The 22,297-nt window shown below is 33.5% G+C and carries 21 protein-coding genes and 1 other RNA gene; 11 read left to right on the forward strand and 11 right to left on the reverse strand.

Annotation, left to right across the window (positions count from 1 at the left end):
• The first annotated feature begins 91 nt into the window (after window positions 1-91).
• The 4 genes from SLW70_RS08760 (at window position 92) to SLW70_RS08775 (ending at window position 3,509) form a co-directional block, all read left to right on the forward strand.
• Window positions 92-376, forward strand: coding sequence for a DUF493 family protein (locus SLW70_RS08760; RefSeq protein ID WP_320887922.1), 285 nt, complete (start codon window positions 92-94; stop codon window positions 374-376).
• Window positions 377-460: 84 nt separating this feature from the next.
• A complete protein-coding gene (locus tag SLW70_RS08765; RefSeq protein ID WP_320887923.1) occupies window positions 461-1,168 on the forward strand; it encodes a DUF4290 domain-containing protein in 708 nt (235 codons plus the stop codon).
• A 76-nt stretch (window positions 1,169-1,244) separates the two neighbouring features.
• Window positions 1,245-2,558, forward strand: a complete 1,314-nt coding sequence (murA, locus tag SLW70_RS08770; RefSeq protein ID WP_320887924.1) for a UDP-N-acetylglucosamine 1-carboxyvinyltransferase — start codon at window positions 1,245-1,247, stop codon at window positions 2,556-2,558.
• Window positions 2,559-2,642: 84 nt separating this feature from the next.
• Window positions 2,643-3,509: a cation diffusion facilitator family transporter gene (locus SLW70_RS08775; RefSeq protein ID WP_320887925.1), complete on the forward strand. Its 867-nt coding sequence runs from the start codon at window positions 2,643-2,645 to the stop codon at window positions 3,507-3,509.
• A 400-nt stretch (window positions 3,510-3,909) separates the two neighbouring features.
• On the opposite strand, the gene aroQ is transcribed toward SLW70_RS08775, so the two are convergent.
• Together aroQ and SLW70_RS08785 are read right to left on the reverse strand one after the other, a co-directional pair.
• Complete coding sequence (aroQ, locus tag SLW70_RS08780) at window positions 3,910-4,323, reverse strand: type II 3-dehydroquinate dehydratase (protein ID WP_320887926.1); 414 nt, start codon at window positions 4,321-4,323, stop codon at window positions 3,910-3,912.
• A gap of 75 nt (window positions 4,324-4,398) precedes the next feature.
• The gene (locus SLW70_RS08785) at window positions 4,399-4,965 is read right to left on the reverse strand and encodes a porin family protein (protein WP_320887927.1); all 567 of its coding nucleotides are present in this window, start codon (window positions 4,963-4,965) and stop codon (window positions 4,399-4,401) included.
• A 303-nt stretch (window positions 4,966-5,268) separates the two neighbouring features.
• Between SLW70_RS08785 and SLW70_RS08790 the strand changes: the two genes are divergently transcribed.
• The 4 genes from SLW70_RS08790 to xerD all read left to right on the forward strand — a co-directional run bounded on the left by SLW70_RS08790 (window position 5,269) and on the right by xerD (window position 8,173).
• On the forward strand, window positions 5,269-5,766 hold the full coding sequence (locus SLW70_RS08790; RefSeq protein ID WP_320887928.1) for a hypothetical protein: 498 nt from the start codon (window positions 5,269-5,271) through the stop codon (window positions 5,764-5,766).
• A gap of 114 nt (window positions 5,767-5,880) precedes the next feature.
• Window positions 5,881-6,477 carry a porin family protein gene (locus tag SLW70_RS08795; protein ID WP_320887929.1) on the forward strand — a complete coding sequence of 199 codons (597 nt, stop codon included), beginning with the start codon at window positions 5,881-5,883 and terminating at the stop codon, window positions 6,475-6,477.
• Window positions 6,478-6,614: 137 nt separating this feature from the next.
• The gene (locus SLW70_RS08800) at window positions 6,615-7,229 is read left to right on the forward strand and encodes a porin family protein (protein ID WP_320887930.1); all 615 of its coding nucleotides are present in this window, start codon (window positions 6,615-6,617) and stop codon (window positions 7,227-7,229) included.
• 47 nt (window positions 7,230-7,276) lie between these two features.
• Entirely contained in the window at window positions 7,277-8,173 is an 897-nt protein-coding gene (xerD, locus tag SLW70_RS08805) for a site-specific tyrosine recombinase XerD (protein WP_320887931.1), read from the forward strand.
• Window positions 8,174-8,282: 109 nt separating this feature from the next.
• Here xerD and rny read toward each other — a convergent pair whose 3' ends face one another.
• The 4 genes from rny to SLW70_RS08825 form a co-directional block, all read right to left on the reverse strand.
• The gene (rny, locus tag SLW70_RS08810) at window positions 8,283-9,845 is read right to left on the reverse strand and encodes a ribonuclease Y (protein ID WP_320887932.1); all 1,563 of its coding nucleotides are present in this window, start codon (window positions 9,843-9,845) and stop codon (window positions 8,283-8,285) included.
• A 49-nt stretch (window positions 9,846-9,894) separates the two neighbouring features.
• Window positions 9,895-10,003: non-coding RNA, 6S RNA (gene ssrS, locus SLW70_RS08815), on the reverse strand.
• 51 nt (window positions 10,004-10,054) lie between these two features.
• Window positions 10,055-10,348 (reverse strand): cell division protein ZapA, encoded by a 294-nt coding sequence (locus SLW70_RS08820; RefSeq protein WP_320887934.1) that lies wholly within the window; start codon window positions 10,346-10,348, stop codon window positions 10,055-10,057.
• An 8-nt stretch (window positions 10,349-10,356) separates the two neighbouring features.
• The gene (locus tag SLW70_RS08825; protein ID WP_320887935.1) at window positions 10,357-10,647 is read right to left on the reverse strand and encodes a hypothetical protein; all 291 of its coding nucleotides are present in this window, start codon (window positions 10,645-10,647) and stop codon (window positions 10,357-10,359) included.
• Window positions 10,648-10,884: 237 nt separating this feature from the next.
• Here SLW70_RS08825 and SLW70_RS08830 point away from each other — a divergent pair, with 237 nt between their 5' ends.
• The 3 genes from SLW70_RS08830 (at window position 10,885) to SLW70_RS08840 (ending at window position 15,881) form a co-directional block, all read left to right on the forward strand.
• Window positions 10,885-12,582 (forward strand): M23 family metallopeptidase, encoded by a 1,698-nt coding sequence (locus SLW70_RS08830; protein WP_320887936.1) that lies wholly within the window; start codon window positions 10,885-10,887, stop codon window positions 12,580-12,582.
• Between the two features lie 12 nt (window positions 12,583-12,594).
• Window positions 12,595-15,060 (forward strand): carboxypeptidase-like regulatory domain-containing protein, encoded by a 2,466-nt coding sequence (locus SLW70_RS08835; RefSeq protein ID WP_320887937.1) that lies wholly within the window; start codon window positions 12,595-12,597, stop codon window positions 15,058-15,060.
• Window positions 15,061-15,158: 98 nt separating this feature from the next.
• Window positions 15,159-15,881 carry a hypothetical protein gene (locus SLW70_RS08840; RefSeq protein ID WP_320887938.1) on the forward strand — a complete coding sequence of 241 codons (723 nt, stop codon included), beginning with the start codon at window positions 15,159-15,161 and terminating at the stop codon, window positions 15,879-15,881.
• On the opposite strand, the gene SLW70_RS08845 is transcribed toward SLW70_RS08840, so the two are convergent.
• The 5 genes from SLW70_RS08845 to SLW70_RS08865 form a co-directional block, all read right to left on the reverse strand.
• Complete coding sequence (locus SLW70_RS08845) at window positions 15,878-16,579, reverse strand: hypothetical protein (RefSeq protein ID WP_320887940.1); 702 nt, start codon at window positions 16,577-16,579, stop codon at window positions 15,878-15,880. The genes SLW70_RS08840 and SLW70_RS08845 overlap by 4 nt on opposite strands.
• 58 nt (window positions 16,580-16,637) lie before the next feature.
• Complete coding sequence (locus SLW70_RS08850; RefSeq protein ID WP_320887941.1) at window positions 16,638-18,464, reverse strand: ABC transporter ATP-binding protein; 1,827 nt, start codon at window positions 18,462-18,464, stop codon at window positions 16,638-16,640.
• A gap of 87 nt (window positions 18,465-18,551) precedes the next feature.
• On the reverse strand, window positions 18,552-20,279 hold the full coding sequence (locus tag SLW70_RS08855) for a phospho-sugar mutase (protein WP_320887943.1): 1,728 nt from the start codon (window positions 20,277-20,279) through the stop codon (window positions 18,552-18,554).
• A 131-nt stretch (window positions 20,280-20,410) separates the two neighbouring features.
• Window positions 20,411-21,367, reverse strand: coding sequence for a glycosyltransferase family 2 protein (locus tag SLW70_RS08860; protein WP_320887945.1), 957 nt, complete (start codon window positions 21,365-21,367; stop codon window positions 20,411-20,413).
• Window positions 21,367-21,900: a DUF4199 domain-containing protein gene (locus tag SLW70_RS08865; protein ID WP_320887946.1), complete on the reverse strand. Its 534-nt coding sequence runs from the start codon at window positions 21,898-21,900 to the stop codon at window positions 21,367-21,369. Before SLW70_RS08865 ends, SLW70_RS08860 begins: the two co-directional genes overlap by 1 nt.
• Between the last annotated feature and the right edge of the window lie 397 nt (window positions 21,901-22,297).

The following is a 22,297-nucleotide window of genomic DNA, read 5'->3' on the forward strand; positions in this document are numbered from 1 at the left end:
AATTAATATTTTGATTTTGGTAAAAAATCATATTCTATAGCTACTAGTTTACATTTGAAACCGTATATTTGCTATTATTTTAATAACAAAGATGGATAAGAAGACAGAAGAGTTTTATGAACGACTTAAAGGTGAGCTAGAAAAAAGTAATACTTGGCCAGCTTTATATTTATACAAATTCATAGTGCCAACTGATAAGGAAAAGATAGAGCAAATTCAAAAAGCTTTTGATTGTCTAGGAGCAGTTATCAAAACTACCCAATCTAAAACGGGTAAGTTTACTAGCGTTTCAGTTGATGTTCAGATGAAAAATCCACAGGCAGTTATCGAAAAATACCAAGAACTTTCAACTATTGAAGGGATTGTTTCTTTGTAAAAAGAATGAAATACTTCTTTGGCAGTAGCCAAAATATTGACGTTAGCTGTAAATCTGCATTCAGATTAAAAATACAATTCACTTATGAATTCAAAATACCAAAAAGAAAATGCCAATGATGTTGTACATCATATGGAATACAATGCCGAAAGACCTCATTTAATCATTCCGGAGTATGGTCGTCATTTGCAAAAATTGATTGATCAAGCAACACTGATTGAAAGTGATGAAGAGCGTAATAAAGCGGCAAAATACATTATTCAGGTAATGGGAACTTTGAATCCTCATTTGCGTGATGTACCCGATTTTCAGCATAAATTATGGGATCAGTTGTTTATTATGTCTGATTTTAAATTGAATGTAGAGTCGCCATATCCGATTCCTTCAAGGGAAGTTTTGCAACTGAAGCCAGAGCCGTTGCAGTATCCTCAAAATTTTCCCAAATACAGGTATTATGGTAATAACATTAAATATATGATTGATGTGGCCAATAAATGGGAAGAAGGAGAGATGAAAAATGCCTTGGTGAAAGTTATCGCCAATCATATGAAGAAATCCTATTTGAGTTGGAATAAAGACACAGTGAAAGATGATGTTATTTTTGAACATTTGTATGAGCTATCAGGGGGTAAATTAAATTTACTGCATAGTTCAGAAGAATTGATAAATACCTCTGATTTATTGCGTACCAATAAAAGAATGTCAAATAAAATCAATGCTGGGGCTGGACAACCGAAAATTCAAAACAAAAAGAATCAAGGAGGAAAAAAGCCATTTAATAAAAAGCAATAACTAAAGTATAGCTAAGGGCTCAGTCCGATAAAAAAAGAACTAAAAACTAAAAACATAAATTTAACTCGCAATTAATATGGGAATATTTAAAATCGAAGGAGGTATTCGTCTTAAAGGAGAAATCACTCCACAAGGAGCAAAAAATGAAGCATTACAAATATTGTGTGCTGTACTTTTGACTCCTGAAAAAGTAACCATAAATAATATTCCTGATATTATTGATATCAATAAATTGATAAAACTTTTAGGGAATTTAGGAGTTAAAATTCATAAAAACGGTCATGGTTCATACGATTTTCAAGCAGATGAAGTGAATATGGGGTATCTTGAAACCGAAGCTTTCAAAAAAGAAGGTGGAGCGTTAAGAGGTTCGATTATGATTGTTGGGCCATTATTAGCGCGTTTTGGAAAAGGGTATATCCCAAAACCAGGAGGCGATAAAATTGGAAGAAGAAGATTGGATACTCACTTTGAAGGGTTTATTAACCTAGGAGCAAAGTTCCGTTACAATAGAGAAGATCATTTTTATGGTGTTGAAACAACAGATGGGTTAGTTGGAACTTATATGTTGCTAGATGAAGCATCGGTTACAGGTACTGCAAATATTGTGATGGCTGCGGTTTTGGCAAAAGGAACAACTACAATATATAATGCTGCTTGTGAACCTTATTTGCAACAATTGTGCAAAATGTTGAATTCTATGGGGGCTAAAATCTCTGGTGTAGGTTCTAATTTATTAACAATTGAAGGAGTTAGTAGTTTGGGTGGATGTACACATCGTATTTTACCTGATATGATTGAAATTGGTTCATGGATTGGATTAGCTGCCATGACAAGAAGTGAAATTACCATCAAGAATGTAAGCTGGGATAATTTAGGATTAATTCCTAATACATTTAGAAAATTAGGTATTACGCTAGAGCGTCAAGGGGATGATATTTATATACCAGCTCATAATGACGGTTATGAAGTGAAAACGGATATTGATGGTTCTATTTTGACAATTGCTGATGCTCCTTGGCCTGGATTTACTCCAGATTTATTGAGTATTATTTTGGTAGTTGCCACACAAGCTAAAGGAGATATTTTGATTCATCAAAAAATGTTTGAAAGCCGTTTGTTCTTCGTTGATAAATTGATTGATATGGGGGCAAAGATTATGTTGTGTGATCCACATAGAGCGGTGGTTATGGGGCATGATTTCAAATCGACTTTAAAAGCAACCACTATGTCTTCACCTGATATTCGTGCGGGTATCTCATTGTTGATTGCAGCGCTTTCAGCAAAAGGGACTAGTACAATACAAAACATAGAGCAAATTGATCGTGGATATGAAAATATTGACGAAAGATTAAGAGCTATTGGTGCTAAAATTATTAGAGAGGAATAAATCCTAAACTTATATTAATAATCGTTTAAATACTCTTTTTTAATTTTGAAGAAGTGTATTTAAACGATTTTCTATTTAAATTATATGTCAAATCAAGCAAAAGCAATTCAAGCAACATATTTTAGTATCATAGGAAACACTGTTTTGGCTATCATTAAAGGGTTGGCAGGTTTTTTTGGTAATTCCTATGCTTTGATTGCCGATGCAATTGAGTCAACTACGGATATTTTTGCCTCTTTTTTGGTTTTATTAGGGATAAAATATTCTAGTAGACCAGCAGATAAAAATCATCCTTATGGGCATGGTCGTGCTGAGCCATTGATAACTTTTATAGTGGTAGGTTTTTTGATTACTTCGGCTACAGTTATTGCTTATGAAAGTATTATTAATATAGGTACACCACATGAATTGCCAAAATCATGGACCTTATTTGTGTTAGGTGGGATTATTGTGTGGAAGGAGTATTCCTTTAGGTTAGTAATGAAAAGAGGGATTGAAGCGAATAGTTCTTCAGTCAAAGCTGATGCTTGGCATCATCGAAGTGATGCTATAACTTCGGTTGCAGCATTTATTGGTATTGCAATTGCTTTAGTTTTGGGTAAAGGTTACGAGGCTGCTGATGATTGGGCTGCACTCTTTGCTTCAGGATTTATTATGTATAACAGTTATTTAATCTTTAGGCCTGCTTTGGGTGAAATAATGGATGAACATTTATATGATGATGTCATCGAAAATATCAGATTAGTAGCAACATCAGTTGATGGAATTATAGCGACCGAAAAATGCTTTATCAGAAAAGCAGGTATGAAGTATCATGTCGATTTGCATGCTATTGTAGATTCAAAGATAACAGTGAGAGAAGGACATGATTTGGCACACAAACTAAAGGATACGTTAAAAAAAGAAATGCCTTTTATAGGAAACGTATTGATTCATATAGAACCAGATTAGATTTTTGATGGAAGATTAACGATTTTAGATTTCAGATTTAACTTTGGAATAAATCTGCAATTCAAAATCGTTAATTAAATTTCAGTTACACCTCTACATTAAATGGACGAGTCCATTCTTAAATGCTCTTAAATCTCCTAAATGTTTTAAAACAAATGAGGTGCTAAAAAGACTTAAATGCCTTATATGTTTAAAATTTTTACAACACAGATTTTAGAATCTGTAATCAAAAATCGTTAATTAAATTTCAGTTACATCTCTACATTAAATGGACGAGTCCATTCTTAAATGCTCTTAAATCTCTTAAATGTTTTAAAACAAATGAGGTGCTAAAAAGACTTAAATGCCTTATATGTTTAAAAAATTTTTACAACAGTGATTTTAAAATCTGAAATCCTTTCTATAAAAACGATTGAATGGCTAAGTCATAACTTTTTAATCCAAAACCTAGAACAACTCCTTTGGCATTTCCAGAAATATAGGATTGATGTCTAAAGCTTTCTCTAGAAAAAGTATTTGAGATATGAACTTCAATCACTGGAGTGGTAATCGCTTTGATGGCATCGCCAATTCCAATTGAAGTATGAGTATAGGCTCCTGCATTTAGAATGATTCCGTCGTAATTAAAGCCGAATTCTTGAATTTTATCAATCAATTCTCCTTCAATGTTGCTTTGGAAATAAACGAAATCGATAGTTGGATATTTGATTTGTAAGTTGGTAAAGTATTCTTCAAAAGTTTGTCTTCCATAAACTTCTGGTTCGCGTTTTCCTAAAAGATTAAGATTAGGGCCGTTAATGATGCAAATTTTCATAATTCATATTTTTGTAAAAATAAAAAAACCGTTCCAATTAAAGAACGGTTTAAGATGATATTTCTTGGACTTTTGTTAGAAAAGTATTCCAGCAGAAACTTGAAAAGTAGAATTTTTAGTTTGTGCGTCTTTACTTGCTTCAGTAAGTCCTACGCCATAACGAGCTTGCAAGAATAGATTTTTAGTAACGTTTAGTCCTAGACCTACTAGACCAGCAAATTCAAAAGTTTCAGATTCTTTGTAGTCAAATTTATTTCTCTCACTTAATAAGAATGAAGCTTGAGGGCCTGCTTCTAAACTAAGACTTTTGCTTAAATATATTTTAGCTAATAGAGGAATAGAAATATACCCCAATTCATTTTTGAATTCTTCTACAGCATTTTTATATGTAGCTCCTTGAGTAGAATATAAAAGTTCGGGCTGTATTGCAATATTCTCTAATAATTTGATTTCGGCTACTAATCCTGCGTGATAGCTAGTGATGGCTTCGGTAGATTGATAATTTGTAGAGTTTAAGGTAATATCAGTTCCATTTTGATTGGCGTAGTTGATTCCTCCTTTAACACCTAATCGTACTGATTGTGCTTGAGTTAAAGAAGTAAGTCCAATTAACAAGGCTCCGATTAAAATTGTCTTTTTCATGATTTTATATTTTGTAGGTTTATAAGGTGCAAGTTAAAACTCTTTGGGGTGAATTATATTGTGTTTTAGTAGAAATATTTTATAAAATTTCCATCTATTAGAAGGTTGAGTCTAGTTACTTAGAATTTTTTATTGAAGGAAAACCTGTTGAATAATTATAATAGCTTTATGTAAATAGGGGGGGGGTATTTGTAAATAAATTACATCACTGTTGATAACTATGTTAACAACTGAAAATTAACAAAAAAATAACAAAATGATAATTTTTTATATTTGATTATACTAATTTTAAAATTATTTAACATGAAAAAAATCATTTTAACAATTGCGGGAGTGTTTGCGTTTGGATTTGTAAATGCTCAAAGTGGATCCTTTAAGGTAGGTGCTCATGTAGGATTACCTACTGGAGACATAAAAGATTGGTATTCCTTAAATCTTGGGGCTGATGTCGCTTATGTTTGGAGTGTTTCAGATAAATTCCAGGCAGGTGTAACTACGGGTTATACTACTTATATAGGAAAAACTTTTGATTTACCAGGTGGAGGTAGTTTTAAACCTGAGAATGCAAGTTTTATTCCAATTGCTGCCACTGCTCAATTTGGTATAGCAACAGATTGGTTTTTAGGAGCTGATTTAGGATATGCTATTGGAGTTAATGATGGTAATGATGGTGGTTTTTTATACCAACCTAAAATTGGGTATCATGGAGATACTTTTGAAGTGTATTTTGGTTATAAAGGAATCGCTAATGATGGATCCACTGCTTCTTCAGTAAATGTGGGTGTAAACTTTAAATTATAAAAAGAACAAAAAAATAGAAGAAACCTCTCTTTTGAGAGGTTTTTCATTTTAAAGTTGATTAGGCTTTGAAAATAGAATGAGTAAGTGTTTTTAATTAATTTAATAGTAGAACATATGAAAAAAAGTATTTTAACAGTAGCAGCTATTATTGCATTTGGATTTGCTAATGCGCAGGAAACTAAATTTGGTGTAAAAGCAGGTTTGAATATTGCTAACCAAAAATTTGAAGCTGATGGTTTTAGTGTTTCCCCAAATTCTATTATTGGAGTTCAAGTGGGAGGTTTTGCAGAAATTAACGTTGCAGGTAAATTTGCGATTCAGCCAGAAGTTTTGTTCTCTACCGAAGGTTCTAAGTTAAAGTTTGATGGTGATGAAATTCAGTTTAATTTGTCGTACATAAATATTCCTGTAATGGCAAAGTTTTATGCTGCTGAAAAGTTCAGTATCCATGCTGGTCCTCAATTAGGATTTTTAGTGTCTGCTAAGGGAAAGTATAAAGAAGCAGGTATGGGTGAAGTTAAAGAGGATATTAAGGATGCCTATAAGTCAGTTAACTTCGGTCTTAATTTTGGGGCGGGTTATGAGTTCACGGATAATTTATTAGTTGATATAAGATATAATGTTGGTTTATCAGATGTTGCAGAAACTAATGATGAAGGTGTTAAGACGACTGGTTCAGTTTTTTCAATTGCTTTAGGATATAAATTCTAATTCAAAATAATATTAAAGTATTTTTAAACCTCTCCATTCGAGAGGTTTTTTGTTTTTAGTTAGGTCTAAAATAGAAGATTGCTTTTGTTTATCATGAAATAACTATGTATGTTTATAAAAATTTTTAATTCCCTTTTATGAAGAAGTCTATAGTATCTTTGGTTGTCTTTTTTGTTTTTAATATTGTTAACGCTCAAGACATTAAGTATGGGGTAAAAGGAGGTACAAATCTTTCTATTTTTACTGGTGATGTAGGGGGGAATGGCGATGTTAAAGCTAAAATAGGGTATCAAGCAGGAGGGTTTGTGAATTTTAAATTAAATGATAAGTTTAGTTTGCAGCCAGAGCTAGTGTATTCAACACAAGGAGTAGAGCGAAAAAATATTAATGTTGTGTATCAAGGGGTAACTTATTCCGGCGAAGGAAAAGTAAAGTTGGATTATGTTTATTTGCCAGTGATGATGCAATATTTCATTTTGAAAAAAACATTTTTGGAATTTGGTTCTCAAGTAGGTGTTTTGGTTTCTGCTAAAGCTGAGACTACTTTTTCAGGCTCAACAGCCGAAACTGATGTTAAGGATCGTTTTAAATCAATGGATGTTGGTTTGAATGCTGGAGCAGGATATCAATTTACAGAGCAATTATCTTTAGGAATTCGTTATAATGTCGGTCTGACTAATATTTCTAATTTAGAAGGGAATTATACTATTCATAATAGTATTTTGACCCTTTCGGCAGGTTATGCATTTTAAATGAAATATTTTCATTTATCTGTCCTATAAACCCTTTCTTTGTGAGTATGAGTTGGACATCTTTTATAAAAAATTATCAATCCTATCTTAAAATAGAAAGAGGTTTGTCTAAGAATACTGTAGATAATTACTCTTTTGATATTGAGCGATTGTGTCTTTTTCTTCAGGAAAATAATATTGAAGTTTCCCCGTTAAAAATATCAGAAGAAACGCTTCAGCAATTTATTTATTTTATTTCTTCTCAGGTAAATGCGCGATCGCAAGCTAGAATTATTTCGGGACTGAAGAGTTTTTTTGGTTATCTAATTTTTGAAGATTACCGTACGGATAACCCATTGGAGTTGATTGAGAGTCCAAAAATTGGTAGAAAACTTCCTGATACTTTATCCTTAGATGAAATTGATGCGCTGATTAGTGCAATTGATTTATCATCTAATGAGGGGGAGCGCAATCGAGCGATGCTTGAAATGTTATACGGTTGTGGTCTGCGTGTCTCCGAATTGGTTTCGCTAAAAATCTCTGATTTATTTTTTGACGAGGGGTTTGTGAAAATTACCGGAAAAGGGAACAAACAGCGTTTTGTGCCTATTGGAGATTTAGCTCAAAAATACATTCAAATTTATAGGGAAACAGTTCGTTCTCATCTGACGATTAAAAAAGGTTGTGAGGATACTTTATTTTTGAACCGTAGAGGAGGTCAGTTAACGAGGGCTATGATTTTTACTATTATCAAAAATTTGACTGTCGAAATTGGTTTGCATAAAAAAATCAGTCCGCATACTTTTCGACATTCCTTTGCCACGCATTTACTCGAAAATGGTGCCGACTTGCGTTCGATACAATTAATGTTGGGACACGAATCGATTACGACTACGGAGGTGTATTTACATCTTGATAGGAAGTTTTTGGCTGAGGTGGTGAATACGTATCATCCGAGGAAATAGTTTTTAGTTTGCAGTCACAGTTTACAATGTTAGATATTCTGCAAAAAAAAAATCACATTACTTAAAATGTGATTTTTTATACTGTAACTGAAAACTGTGACTGCTAATTTTACTTAGCAATATTCACCGCTCTAGTTTCTCGAATTACCGTTACTTTAACCTGACCTGGATAAGTCATTTCGGTTTGGATTTTTTGAGATATTTCAAAAGATAAAGTTGCTGCATTTTCATCAGATACTTTTTCACTTTCTACAATCACACGAAGTTCTCTACCGGCTTGAATTGCATATGCATTTTTTACGCCGCTAAAGCCATAAGCTACTTCTTCAAGGTCCTTTAGACGTTGGATGTAAGAGTCTAAAACCTGTCTTCTTGCTCCTGGTCTTGCTCCTGAGATAGCATCACAAACTTGGATAATTGGAGATAATAATGATTTCATCTCAATTTCGTCGTGGTGTGCTCCAATGGCGTTGCAAACTTCTTCTTTTTCACCATATTTTTCAGCCCATTGCATTCCTAATAAAGCGTGAGGTAAGTCACTTTCTGTATCTGGAACTTTACCAATATCGTGAAGTAAACCAGCTCTCTTTGCTAATTTAACATTCAGTCCAAGCTCAGCTGCCATAATACCACAAAGTTTAGATACTTCGCGAGAGTGTTGCAATAAGTTTTGTCCATATGAAGAACGGTATTTCATACGACCTACTACTTTGATTAATTCAGGATGCAAACCGTGAATTCCTAAGTCGATAACGGTACGTTTACCTACTTCAATAATTTCGTCGTCAATTTGTTTAGCAGTTTTAGCTACAACTTCCTCAATACGGGCAGGGTGAATACGACCATCTGTTACTAATTTGTGTAAAGCCAAACGAGCGATTTCTCTTCGAACAGGGTCAAAACAAGAAAGAATAATTGCTTCTGGCGTGTCATCAACAATGATTTCAACTCCTGTAGCAGCTTCAATAGCTCTAATGTTACGTCCTTCACGACCAATGATTCTACCTTTTACATCGTCAGATTCAATGTTGAATACAGATACACAGTTTTCTACTGCTTCTTCGGTACCAACTCTTTGAATGGTATTGATGATGATTTTCTTAGCTTCTTGTTGAGCGGTAAGCTTAGCTTCTTCAATAGTGTCTTGGATATGTGACATTGCCGAAGATTTGGCTTCAGCTTTCAATCCTTCAATTAATTGGTTTTTAGCCTCTTCAGTAGAAAGTCCAGAGATTACTTCTAGCTGCTGTAATTGACTTTTGTGTAGTTTGTCTACTTCTGCTTGTTTTCTCTCTAAAATTTCAATTTTAGAGTTTAATTCAGCGGTTTTGTTTTCAAAATCGTCATTAATTTTTTTGGCTTTTGAAAGTTCGTTAGAGATTTGAGATTCTTTGTCTCTAGTTCTTTTTTCTACTTCGGCAACCTTTTTGTCTCTTGCAAGAATCACTTGTTCGTGCTCAGATTTTAATTCGATAAATTTTTCTTTAGCTTGAAGAATTTTATCTTTTTTTATGTTTTCAGCTTCTTGATTAGCGTCTTTTAAGATAGATGCGGCCTCTTTTTTTGCGTTTTTGATTAAATTAGAAATATTGCTTTTTTCTATGATTTTAGCAATGCTGAAGCCTCCTGCGATTCCTATAATCCCTGAAATGACGATTGTTACTATGTCCATGTTTGTTTAAAATTTATATATAAAAAAAGCCTACATTAATTGCTTGAATAAACTCGAAAAGACAAGTTTTGAGCTAACTCACTGTTCAAGTTTCCTCGCCGGAGCGTGGCATGCTTTAGTAGTGAAGATTCGCTCATTCTAATTTGTTAGTGTTGAGTTTACCAAATGTGAACTAATGTAGGCAGTATCTTAGTCTATGTAAAGAACGTTTAATTGTCGAGATATTGATCTAATAACGCATTGATTTTTTTAATTCTTTCAATAGTTTCTTCACCATTGATAGCATTGTCAATTTGTTTTTGTTCAACTTGTGAGGCAAATTGCAAAGCACACATTGCTAAAACATCTTGCTTATCTCGAACAGCATAATTTTCTTCAAATTGCTTAATCATTACATCAATTTTCTTAGAAGCACTTCTAAGTCCTTCTTCTTGTGGGAGTTCCACGGTGAGTGGGTATACTCTGTCTGCAATTGATATTTTTATTTTAAGCTTTTCGTCCATATTTATTATTAATCTGATAGCTGTGCTATGCAATAATCAATTTCGCGAATTAATGAATTTATCTTAAGCTTTGTATCTCTTTTATTTTCGTCACTGCCTAGTAATGAGCTAGCTAGTTTGAGTGTTTCATATTGTGCTTTTAAGGCTTCAATCTCAGTGGATTGACGTTCTATGATTTGTGCAGATTTTGTTAATTCGACCTTTAATTCTTGATTGTTATTTTCTAAATTTTGTATTTTTAGAATCAGCTTTCCAACTTTATTTTCAAGAGTATCAATTATTTCTGCAATTACACTCATTCTATTTCCTAATTCATTACTTAATATTACAAATTTAGTATTACTTTTTATTATTACAATATTTTATCGGTTTTTTTATTATAAAATTACTAAAATGGCGCTATCTAGTTGGTTTTTAATTGGAAGAAGGAAATTGGGAGTTGGGAGTTCTGAATTAGGAAATAGAACTTCTATCTTCTAGCTTCCAACTTTAATATAATTTGATTTTTCTTTTATATCTTAGCAAAAATGTGAAGAATGAGATTGTATAAATTTTTGTTATTATTTTCAACTGTTGTTTTTGCTCAAGCCAACTATCCAAAAGACTATTTTGGAGTACCGTTGGATATTCCGATGCAAGTTTCTGGTAATTTTGCTGAATTGCGACCAAATCATTTTCATGCTGGTTTTGATCTTAAAACTTTGGGCAGAGAGGGTATTGAAGTACATTCCGTTGCTGATGGTTTTGTTTCTAGAATAAAAATCTCTCCTTACGGGAATGGTAGTGCATTGTATATTGACCATCCTAACGGTTTTACATCCGTTTATTGCCATTTACAAAAAGCCGAGGGGGCTATCGGTGATTTTATTAAAAAAACGCAATATAAAGAGCAATCTTTTGAAATTGAAGTCTTTTTAAAGCCAACAGATTTGGTTGTTAAAAAGGGTCAGGTTATTGGTTTAACAGGAAATACAGGTTCTTCCCAAGGACCGCATTTGCATTTTGAATTTCGTGATACTAAAACTGAAAAAATTATCAATCCATTGCTTTTTGGGTATGACAAATACGTAAAAGACACAAGGAAACCTTCTGTTTCGGCGCTATATGTTTACCCTTTAGACGATAAAACTTCGGTTAATCAATCAAAACGTCCGTTGTTGCTTAATTTATCATTGCAAAAGGATGGAACTTATTTAGCTAATAAAGTTTCGGCTAATGGTAAGATAGGCTTTGGAATAACAGCTGATGATTATGACGCCACTTCAGGCAGTAAAAATGGGGTGTATAAAGTTCAATCGTATTTAAATGGTAAAGAAAGTTTTGGGTATCAGATGGATACTTATTCTTTTGATGAAATGCGCTATATTAATGCTTTGGTTGATTATTCGAGGTATAAAAAAACGGGACAAAGGGTTCAAAAGTTGTTTATGACAACCCCTTATCCGCTGAGTGTATTGAAAACCGATGCCTCAAATGGAGTTATTACAGTATTGCCTAATTTGACCTCTGTATATCGTATTGAAGTTGCCGATTTTTCAGGAAATACGACTGTAGTTAATGTGCCAATAGGGTACGATACGGTTTCGCCAATTATAGAAAAAGAAACTGTGAACTCTAATTACTATGTAAAAGTAAACCGCGAAAATAGTTTTGTAAAAAACAATTGGTCGGTATTTTTTCCAGTTGGTACTTTTTATGAAAATTTCGATATGAATTTTGATGTGCGAAATGATAGTTTATATCTTCATGATGTATACACACCAGTACATTCTTATTTTACCATAACAGTTGAGGATTCAAAATATACCGAAGAACAAAGAGATAAAGTATTTATTGCCGATGTGGATTCTCGTGGGAATTTAGGTTATAATTATACCACAAGAAAAGGAAATGTTTTTACTACTAAGGTAAAATCACTTGGGAAATATACTTTGGCTAGGGATACTACAAATCCGTATGTTTCGATTGGGAAATCAATTGAAGGAAAATGGCTGAGTAATTATAAATCCATAGATTTATCAATTAGCGATAGTGGTTCAGGAATAAAATCGTATCATGGTTATTTGAATGGGGTTTGGGCACTGTTCGAATATGATTATAAAACTCGAAAAATTACTCATAATTTTAGTGATGGTGTTGTTGCCGAAGGTGCGAATGATTTAAAAGTGGTTGTTACTGATAATGTAGGGAATTCAACTACCTTTGAAACTCGTTTTTATAGAAGTCAAAAATAAAACTCATATAATTTGAATATCGCTAAAATAATTTTTGTTTGTATTGCAATAAGTTTGGGTATCAGTACTTATGGGCAATCTGCTGTTGTAAAAGGAATTGTTCTTAATAAAGATAATCAGCCTGTTGTTAATGTAAATGTTTCTTCTTCAGGTTCTAAAACCTATTCAAATGCGAATGGATTTTATTCGATAAAAATACCAGCTAACGAAAAAGTAACACTTGTTTTTTCTCATATTTCTTTGAAAAGAGTATCTGTGGTACTTAGTTTGAGAGAAGGAGAAGAGTATGAATTTAATGTGGTGATGAATGAACAGCAGGAGCAGATGGGGGAAATTGTTGTTACTAATTCGAATAGAAGGCAAATACAAGGTGTTACCTCTATTGAGCCTGAATTGATACGGAAAATGGCAGGAGCCAATGCCGGAATCGAAAATATTTTGAAAGCCTTACCTGGTGTGAATTCAAATAACGAATTGAGTACTCAATATGCTGTGCGTGGTGGAAATTATGATGAGAACTTAGTATATGTGAACGAAATTGAAGTTTATCGCCCTTTTTTGATTCGCTCGGGACAACAAGAGGGATTGAGTTTCACGAATACAGATTTGGTTCAAAATGTAGATTTTTCAGCAGGTGGATTTCAAGCGAAATTTGGGGATAAATTATCATCAGTTTTGGATATTACGTATCGTAAACCAACACAATTTGCAGGAACATTTGAAGCCAGTTTTTTAGGGGGAAGCATGTCTATAGATGCTTTGTCTAAAAATAAAAAATGGACTGCTGTTACAGGTGTTCGTTATAGAAATAATAGTTTATTGGTGAATAGTCAAGACACTGAAACGAATTACAAACCTTCCTTTGTCGATGTGCAAACCAATGTGAATTATAATGCTTCTGAAAAATGGAATTTTAATTTTTTAGGGAATATATCGCAAAACAAATACAATTATCAGCCTTTGTCTCGCCAAACTAAGTTTGGTACGATAGATAAACCAATGGCGCTAACGGTGTTTTATGAAGGTCAAGAAAAGGATAAATACGAAACTTATTTTGGTGCTTTCAAGGCAACTTATAAAGTGACAGAAATGTTTACGTTGAAATATATAGGTTCTATTTTTCATACGACCGAGCAAGAGCATTTTGATATATTGGCGCAATATCGTTTAGGTGAGGTAGACACGTCTATTGGTTCAGACACCTATGGTAATGTGAGTTTTACTAGAGGTATTGGTTCACAGCTAAATCATGCGCGTAATGATTTAGACGCTTTGATTGTTAACACCGAGATAAAAGGATTTCACGATTGGAAAAAGAATTTGGTAGAATGGGGAGCAAAGTTTACCCGTGAATCGATTCGTGATAGAGTAGTAGAATGGGAAGTGATTGATTCTGCAGGATTCTCCATTAATCCTCCTAAGTTTTTTGTGGCAAACAATCAGCCGGAAACTTCATATACTGGTCCATTATTACCTTATCGAAATATTCGTGCTCAAAATTTTAATACTATCAATCGTTTTTCAGGTTATTTTCAATGGAGTCGTAAGGATAAGATAGGAGATACAGACGTTTGGTATAATGCAGGAGTACGTGCTCATAGTTGGACTGTTTCGGGTACGAATGCAGATGGAAACTCTCAAACAACGATAAGTCCTAGAGCGCAATTTGCCATAAAACCTGATTGGGAGAAAGATATGGTGTTTCGAATTTCAGGTGGAATTTATCATCAACCTCCTTTTTATAGGGAGTTACGTGATGAGGATGGATCGGTTCAGCCAGATGTTAAAGCGCAAGAATCGGTACATTTGGTTTTGAGTAATGATTATAGTTTTAAAATGTGGGGACGTCCCTTTAAATTAATTTCAGAACTGTATTATAAGTCATTAACTGATGTGAATACGTATACGATTGACAACGTTCGTATCCGATATGCTGCGGATAATAATGCCATTGCTTATGCGCAAGGATTGGATGTGCGATTGAACGGGGAGTTTGTTCCAGGAACCGAATCGTGGTTGAGTTTTGGTTATTTAAAAACAGAAGAAAATAGTGCTGATAAAGGATATATTGCAAGGCCAACGGATCAAAGGTTGAAGTTTGCAGCCTTATTTCAAGATTATATGCCAAATATCCCATCGGTAAAATTGTATTTGAATCTGGTATATAACACTGGACTACCAGGAGGTTCGCCTTCCTATGCTGATCCATATTTGTTCCAAAAGAGATTGAATGATTATCGAAGAGTGGACGTTGGATTTTATAAAGTATTTATTGATAGAAACAAGACTAAGCCAAATAGTAAATTGTTTAAAGATTTTAAAGAACTAGCTTTGGGGTTTGAAATTTTTAATCTTTTCAATAATCAAAATGCAATTACGAATACTTGGGTGAGAGATGTGTATACTAAAACGGAATATGGTATTCCAAATTATATGACTACACGTGTGTTTAATATAAAATTGACTGCTAAGTTATAGCGTTTATTTTTATTTTTTAGCTATTAAAAAAAAGAGAAGAAGTGCAAAAGCATTTTTTAAATTGATTACATTTGGTTTTATTTTAATTTTTGTAGGTTATGAAAAATATAAGGATAGTAGTGTTGTTTGTCACTGTTTTGATTCTTGCTAGTTGCAAAGAGGAAGTTGAAAAACCGAAAGTGATTTACGATGGAACAAATAAAGAAAAACCTTTTGCTAAAATTGACTCTACTCAAATTGCTATCGCTGATTTGCCTATTCAAATTGAAGGAACGGATTATTTGATTCATCCAGTTGGAGACTTAAGAGTATATGAAAGAGGAACAAAGTCTCGTTATGGTTCTTCAAGTGTAATTGATTTGAGTTTTACTATATCGAATTATAGTGATAACGAAATTACAGGCTATTTGCAAAATTTAAAATTTCAAAAGATAAATTCCGATTCTATTAAAGCGCTTACTGATAAGAGAGTTTTGATTCAAACAGCTACTTATTTAAGCGGAATTGCTGATAAAACCAAAAAGCGAATCATGGTTTATACTTTGTTTGATATCGACTCAAATAGAGATGGGAAATTAGATTCAAGTGATATTAAAAGTTTGTATCTAAGTGATATTAGTGGTGAAAATTTCACTAAAATATCAGTGAATTTTCAAGAGCTGATTGATTGGAGCTTAATTGAATCTCAAAATCGTTTGTATTTTAGAACAGTTGAGGACACCAATAAAAATGGACAATTCGATAAGAACGATGTTGTTCATTATAATTATATTGATTTGTCTAGAAACGATTGGAAAGTTGATAGTTACGAGCCTATTTAAATCAAAATATCACTCTCCAAATCTGATTTTTCAATCGTAAAATTAAAACCTAATTGTTGTACTAATTGAATAACAAGGTTTTTGTACCAGTTTTCGGACTTGGGGTGGATGTAGATTTTTTCTATTAATTCTTCAATATCGACATTTATTTTTAAACCATCGTTCAAAACAGTAAGGTTTTGGGTGACATCTGTAATGATACGGACTTCTCTTTCGTATTGAAAACTTTTTCGTTTGAATAGAAATGGAAAGAACATGTCGTCAAACGGGATGTATTCTTTTTTGTAATCAATATAGTTGACTTCCCCGATGAATTGGTTGTAGGTAGTCTCGGGAACGACGGCTTTTTGTAACCTTCCAATTGTGGATTGAATCGCTAGTCCTTCGCTATTTTGAGTGAAAATTTGCCACATGGCAAAGGACTCGTATTCATTGATATGCCAGCTACTAATGGCGACTTTTTCACGATGGATTTTGTAATACTTTAGGAAGTCAGGATTGTCGATAGAGAGTCTCTTGATTTCTTCATAAGTAGGTTCGCTAAAGGTACCCTCGTATTGGTCCTCAAACTTGTCCGAACGCGACATAAACAGTTTTCTAGATAATAATAATTCTAAGAATTTAGATAAATCTAGATATTTCCAAACAATAGTATTTGGGTCGGTGGGTAGTTTTATGTTCGGGTTGTTGATGTACATTTTTTTTGATGTAAAGTCTGGGGTTAAAACTTTAACCAAATTTAGTCAACTTAATCCACTATTCAAAAGATTGCATGGTTACTAATTTGTTATAAGTTCCGTTAAGTGTAATCAGTTCGTCATGACTGCCTTGTTCAACGATTTTTCCTTTTTGCATTACAATAATTGTATCTGCTTTTTGAATAGTTGATAAGCGGTGTGCAATGACAATAGAAGTTCTATTTTGCATCATGTTTTCTAGTGCCACTTGTACAAATTTTTCACTTTCAGTATCTAGAGCAGAAGTTGCTTCATCCAAAATCATAATGGGAGGATTTTTTAAAACGGCACGAGCAATTGAAAGACGTTGTTTTTGGCCACCTGATAATTTGTTTCCACTGTCACCAATATTGGTATGAATACCTAAAGGTAATTCTTTTACAAATTCGTACGCATTGGCAATTTTTAATGCCTCTATAATCTCCTCGTCGGTAGCGTCTAGTTTTCCTAAAGCAATATTAGCTTTTATGGTGTCGTTGAATAAAATACTGTCTTGCGTAACAAGTCCCATCAAGCCACGTAGTGACTGAATATTCATGTCTTTGATATTGATGTCGTCAATATTGATTTCACCTTCATTTACATCGTAAAAACGAGTTAATAAATTAGCAATGGTACTCTTTCCGCTACCTGATTGTCCAACTAAAGCAACAGTTTGTCCTTTTTTAACTTCTAATGAAAAATCCGAAAGGACATTCTCGTCTTGGTACTTAAAGTTGATGTTTTTAATCGAAATTTGACTGTCAAAGGATGTTTTGATAATTGCATTTTCTTTGGAAGTAATTGGGTTGTCTTGTTCAAGAATTTCAAGAACGCGTTCGGCTGCTGCATTTCCTTTTTTGACGTTGTAAGTCGCTTTAGAGATCGATTTTGCAGGGGTAAGAATGTTGTAAGCTAATCCCATATAAGCGATGAATGAAGCGCCATTTAAGGTTTTTTCAATCAAAACCATATGTCCACCGTACCATAACAAAATAGCGATAACCATAATTCCCATAAATTCACTCGTAGGTGAAGCTAGGTTTTGGCGGTTGCCAATGCTGTTGGATAAAGTAAAAAAGCGTTGTGTTGATTCTTGAAAAATACGATTGAAATAATTCTCAGAATTGTATCCTTTTACAACTTTCAATCCGCCTAAGGTTTCTTCGATAGTAGAAAGGAATATCCCTTGTTCTTGTTGTGCTCGGGTTGATTTTTTCTTTAATTGTTTTCCAATAACCGAGATGATGTAACCAGAAACAGGAATAAATATAAATACAAATAAAGTCAGTTTAACACTGATACTCAACATCGCAATGATGGTGAAAACAATCGTTAGTGGTTCTTTTACAATCAATTCAAGAACGGAAAGAAAGGAAGTTTGTACCTCATTCACATCGGCCGAAATTCTAGAAATCACATCACCTTTTCTTTTTTCTGAGAAAAAGGCTAGGGGTAAGTCAATTGTTTTTTTGTACATCGCATTACGCATGTCTCGCAAAATACCATTTCGTAAAAAGGTAATGAAAAACATCGCTAAGTAATCACTTAAATTCTTCAGTAAGAAGATGACAATAATTACCGCAACCATAATACTTAGTGTGTGAGCTACGCCAAAAGTCTCTGTGGTGTTGGTAATAAAATAACTCAAATAATTCTCAGCATAGGTTTTAAACTCCCAAATTCCTGTATAAACAGGTTCGGTAGTATTTCTTTTAGTTTGATCAAATAAAACCTGCATCATCGGAATTAAAGACATAAAAGAAAGGGTACTGAAAAGAGCGTATAAAATATTAAAGAAAATATTCAAATAAGCGTATTTTTTATATGGAACTATAAAAGAGAATATTTGTTTGAAATGAGTCATTTGATGCTGGTATTTTTCGAAATAAAACCCGACTGTTTTTAAATTCAGTCGGGTTTTGATAATAGTATAATATAACGAATCTATAAATTAGTTCAACTGCATTCCTGCGATGATATTTTTTATTTTTTCGTTCAATTGAGCTTCTACTTTGGTGTAGTTTTCTACTGTGTCTAATTCTGTGTTTACACTGATGTAAAATTTAATTTTAGGCTCCGTTCCACTAGGTCTAGCGCAAATTTTAGAACCATCTTCAGTATAGTAAATCAAAACATCTGCTTTTGGCATGGTCAATACTTCTTCTTCACCTGATAAAAGGTTTTTAGCAGTCGAAGTTTTGTAATCTTCTACCATTACCACACGTTGTCCGTTGATTTCTTTCAAAGGATTTTGACGTAAATCAACCATCATTTGGTTAATTTCAGCCAAACCTTCCATTCCTTTTTTGGTCAATGAAATTAAATGCTCTTTGTAGAATCCAAAATCAACATAATGTTGTAGTAACTCTTTGTAAACAGAGCTTCCTTTGGCTTTGGCTTGTGCAGCTACTTCGCAAATCAATAAAGTTGCCGCTACAGCATCTTTATCACGAACAGCATCACCTACCATATATCCAAAACTTTCCTCACCACCACCAATAAACTGTTGGTTAGGGAAATCTTTAATCATTTTAGCAATCCATTTGAAACCTGTCAAACCGCTTTTGTATTCTACATCATAAGCAGTGGCAAGTTCCATAATCATAGGAGTCGAAACAATCGTAGAACCAATAAATTGTTTACCGTTGATTTTACCTTCTTTTTTCCATTTTTCTAATAAAAATGCCGTCATCAAAATCATCGATTGATTTCCGTTCAACAACACCATTTCACCTTCGTTATTACGAACAGCTACTCCTAAACGGTCGCAATCAGGATCAGTTCCAATCACGATATCGGCATTAGTTTTGTTTGCTAAATCAATCGCCATTGCTAATGCTTCTGGTTCTTCTGGGTTTGGAGATTTTACCGTTGGGAAGTTTCCGTCTGGTTTTTCTTGTTCAGCAACAATATGTACGTTTTTGTAACCTGCTTGCGCTAGTGTTTGTGGTACTAATGTAATCGAAGTTCCGTGAAGCGAAGTAAATACGATGTTCAAATCGTCTTTGGCTGCAGCCGGAGTATTAAAACTAGCGTTTGCTACAGTAGAGTCGATAAAGGCTTTGTCAACTTCAGTGTCTATATAGTGAATCAAACTTTCGTTTGCATCAAATTTTATTTGGTTGTAATTCAATTTTTCAATCACATCGATAATCGCACCATCTTCTGGAGGAACAATTTGTCCACCATCTTGCCAGTATACTTTGTAGCCATTGTATTCTGGTGGGTTGTGAGACGCAGTCAATACAATTCCACACTGGCATCCCAAGTGTTTAACGGCAAATGATAATTCAGGAGTAGGACGTAAGGATGAGAATAAATACACTTCAATTCCGTTTGCCGAAAATACATCAGCAACAACTTTTGCTAAGGTGTCACTATTGTGACGACAGTCATAAGCGATAGCTGCTTTGATAGGTTGGTTTGGGAAAACAGTATGTAAGTAGTCCGAAAGACCTTGTGTGCTTTTTCCAAGTGTATATTTATTGATGCGGTTGTTTCCCACACCCATAATTCCACGCATTCCTCCAGTTCCAAATTCTAAATTCTTGTAAAAACTTTCTTCTAATTCTTTTGGAGAACCAGCAATTAATTCTTTAACTGACTCTTGAGTTTTAGCGTCAAAAATAGGTGTTAACCATTCGTTTACTGCTTCTAAAATGTTGTCTTTAATTTCCATTTTGAGTATATGTGTTAGTTTTTAGTTCGTTTTTTATTTTTTTAGGAGCTGTTTCCTGCTGTCCGCTATATCTTGTGGCGGCATAATGCCGGCCGCCACAAGGATGCCGCTTCCATCAGGGCTAGGGCATGTTATAAATTAACTACAGTTGCCACTTTATAACGCTCCTCATTATGTTTGGTTCTCAATATGATTTCACCCAAAAATCCAGCTAAGAACAGTTGTGTCCCAAGTATCATGGTTGTTAAGGCGATATAAAACCAAGGATTATTAGTTACTAAGGTGTATCTCATGTTGTTGTACATAAAATACAGTTTAGAAACCCCAATATATCCTGCTGATACAAAACCTATGATGAACATGATGGAACCAATGGCGCCAAATAAGTGCATAGGTCTTTTGCCAAATTTAGATAAAAACCATATAGTAATCAAATCTAAAAAGCCATTTATGAAACGTTCCATTCCAAATTTAGTTTCACCATATTTTCGGGCTTGGTGAATGACTACTTTTTCGCCTATTTTCCCGAAACCTGCATTTTTTGCTAATACTGGAATATATCGGTGCATTTCGCCTGAAACTTCTACGTTTTTGACTACAACATTTTTGTAGGCTTTCAATCCACAATTAAAATCATTTAGTTGTACGCCAGATGTTTTGCGGGCAGCCCAATTGAATAATTTTGAAGGGATATTTTTGGCTACTACTGAGTCGTAACGTTTCTTTTTCCAACCAGAAACCAAATCGAAATTTTCTTCGACAATCATTTTGTATAAACCAGGGATTTCATCTGGGCTGTCTTGTAAGTCAGCATCCATCGTGATGATAACATCACCTTGAGCTTTAGCAAATCCAGCGTGTAATGCCTGTGATTTACCAAAGTTCTTCATGAATCTAATTCCCTTGATGTTTGGGTTTTCGTTAGAAAAACCTTCGATGAGTTGCCATGAACTATCCGTACTTCCATCATCTAAGAAAATGACTTCGTAAGAGTATTGGTTGTCTTGCATCACCTTAATGATCCAAGTGTATAATTCTTTTAATGATTCTTCCTCGTTTAGTAAAGGAATAAGTATAGATAAATTCATTAGTTATCTGATGTAGGTTTTGATTTAAAGAAAGCAGCCATTATTAATCCTAAAAGAGCACAGAAAAAAAGACTGACTACAGCCCCTTTTACTTGTTCTACAATAGAAAAAGGATCTGTCTTTTTTAAATTTTCAATCATTTCGTTCAAAGAAGATTCGGGAACACCGAATTTTGCAGAAGTGCTTTTTAAATAGTTTACCGTTAATTCTAATAAAGAATCTTTGACTGATGGGTCTATAATATTGAATAAAATCATTTTAAATCCCACCGAAATTAGTAACCCAATTAATGCACAAATAAAATAAGTGGTAAAAGCATCTTTAAAAGGGAAGCTGTTTTTTAACTGTACCTTGGTTTTAATAAGTGCTAGCATCGGGATGATGATAAATATCGAAAAGCTTAAAAGGGTAGTCCACCAAGCAATGAATAGTTCAAGATTAACGGTGTACATTATTGTTGTTATGAGTGATAAAATCACTCCTGTTATAGTACCATATGTGATTCCGTTTCTTTTTATGACTTCATTAATCATTAGGCTGTCGTTTTTTTGTATGCAAATATAACAATTCCCTATTTATGAAGGGAGAAAATCCAAGTCAAAGAACATTAAAAATATTTTGATTTGAATTTTTAATTATCAAGCCTAATTTTCACGAAAATACTCAATTTTAAATTTTAAGAATCTAGCTTAAGGAAGGGAGATTCGAGTAATTTTTTTTTAGCATCCTTATAATTAGGGGTGATTTGTTTACTTCCTGTCAAGGCTTATGTGCTCTGTTTAAGCAAGAATAAAACTAATTTAGGTATTTAGTAAAAAATATACAAACAAAGATTTGTTTATTGAAAAATAATTGTACTTTTGCATCTTCAAATAAAACAATAATAAATAAAAAGTTATAAGTTGTTTATACCTTTTCTTTAAAAACGAA

Origin of the sequence: Flavobacterium sp. NG2, assembly GCF_034119845.1 — a bacterium.
Lineage (GTDB): Bacteria > Bacteroidota > Bacteroidia > Flavobacteriales > Flavobacteriaceae > Flavobacterium.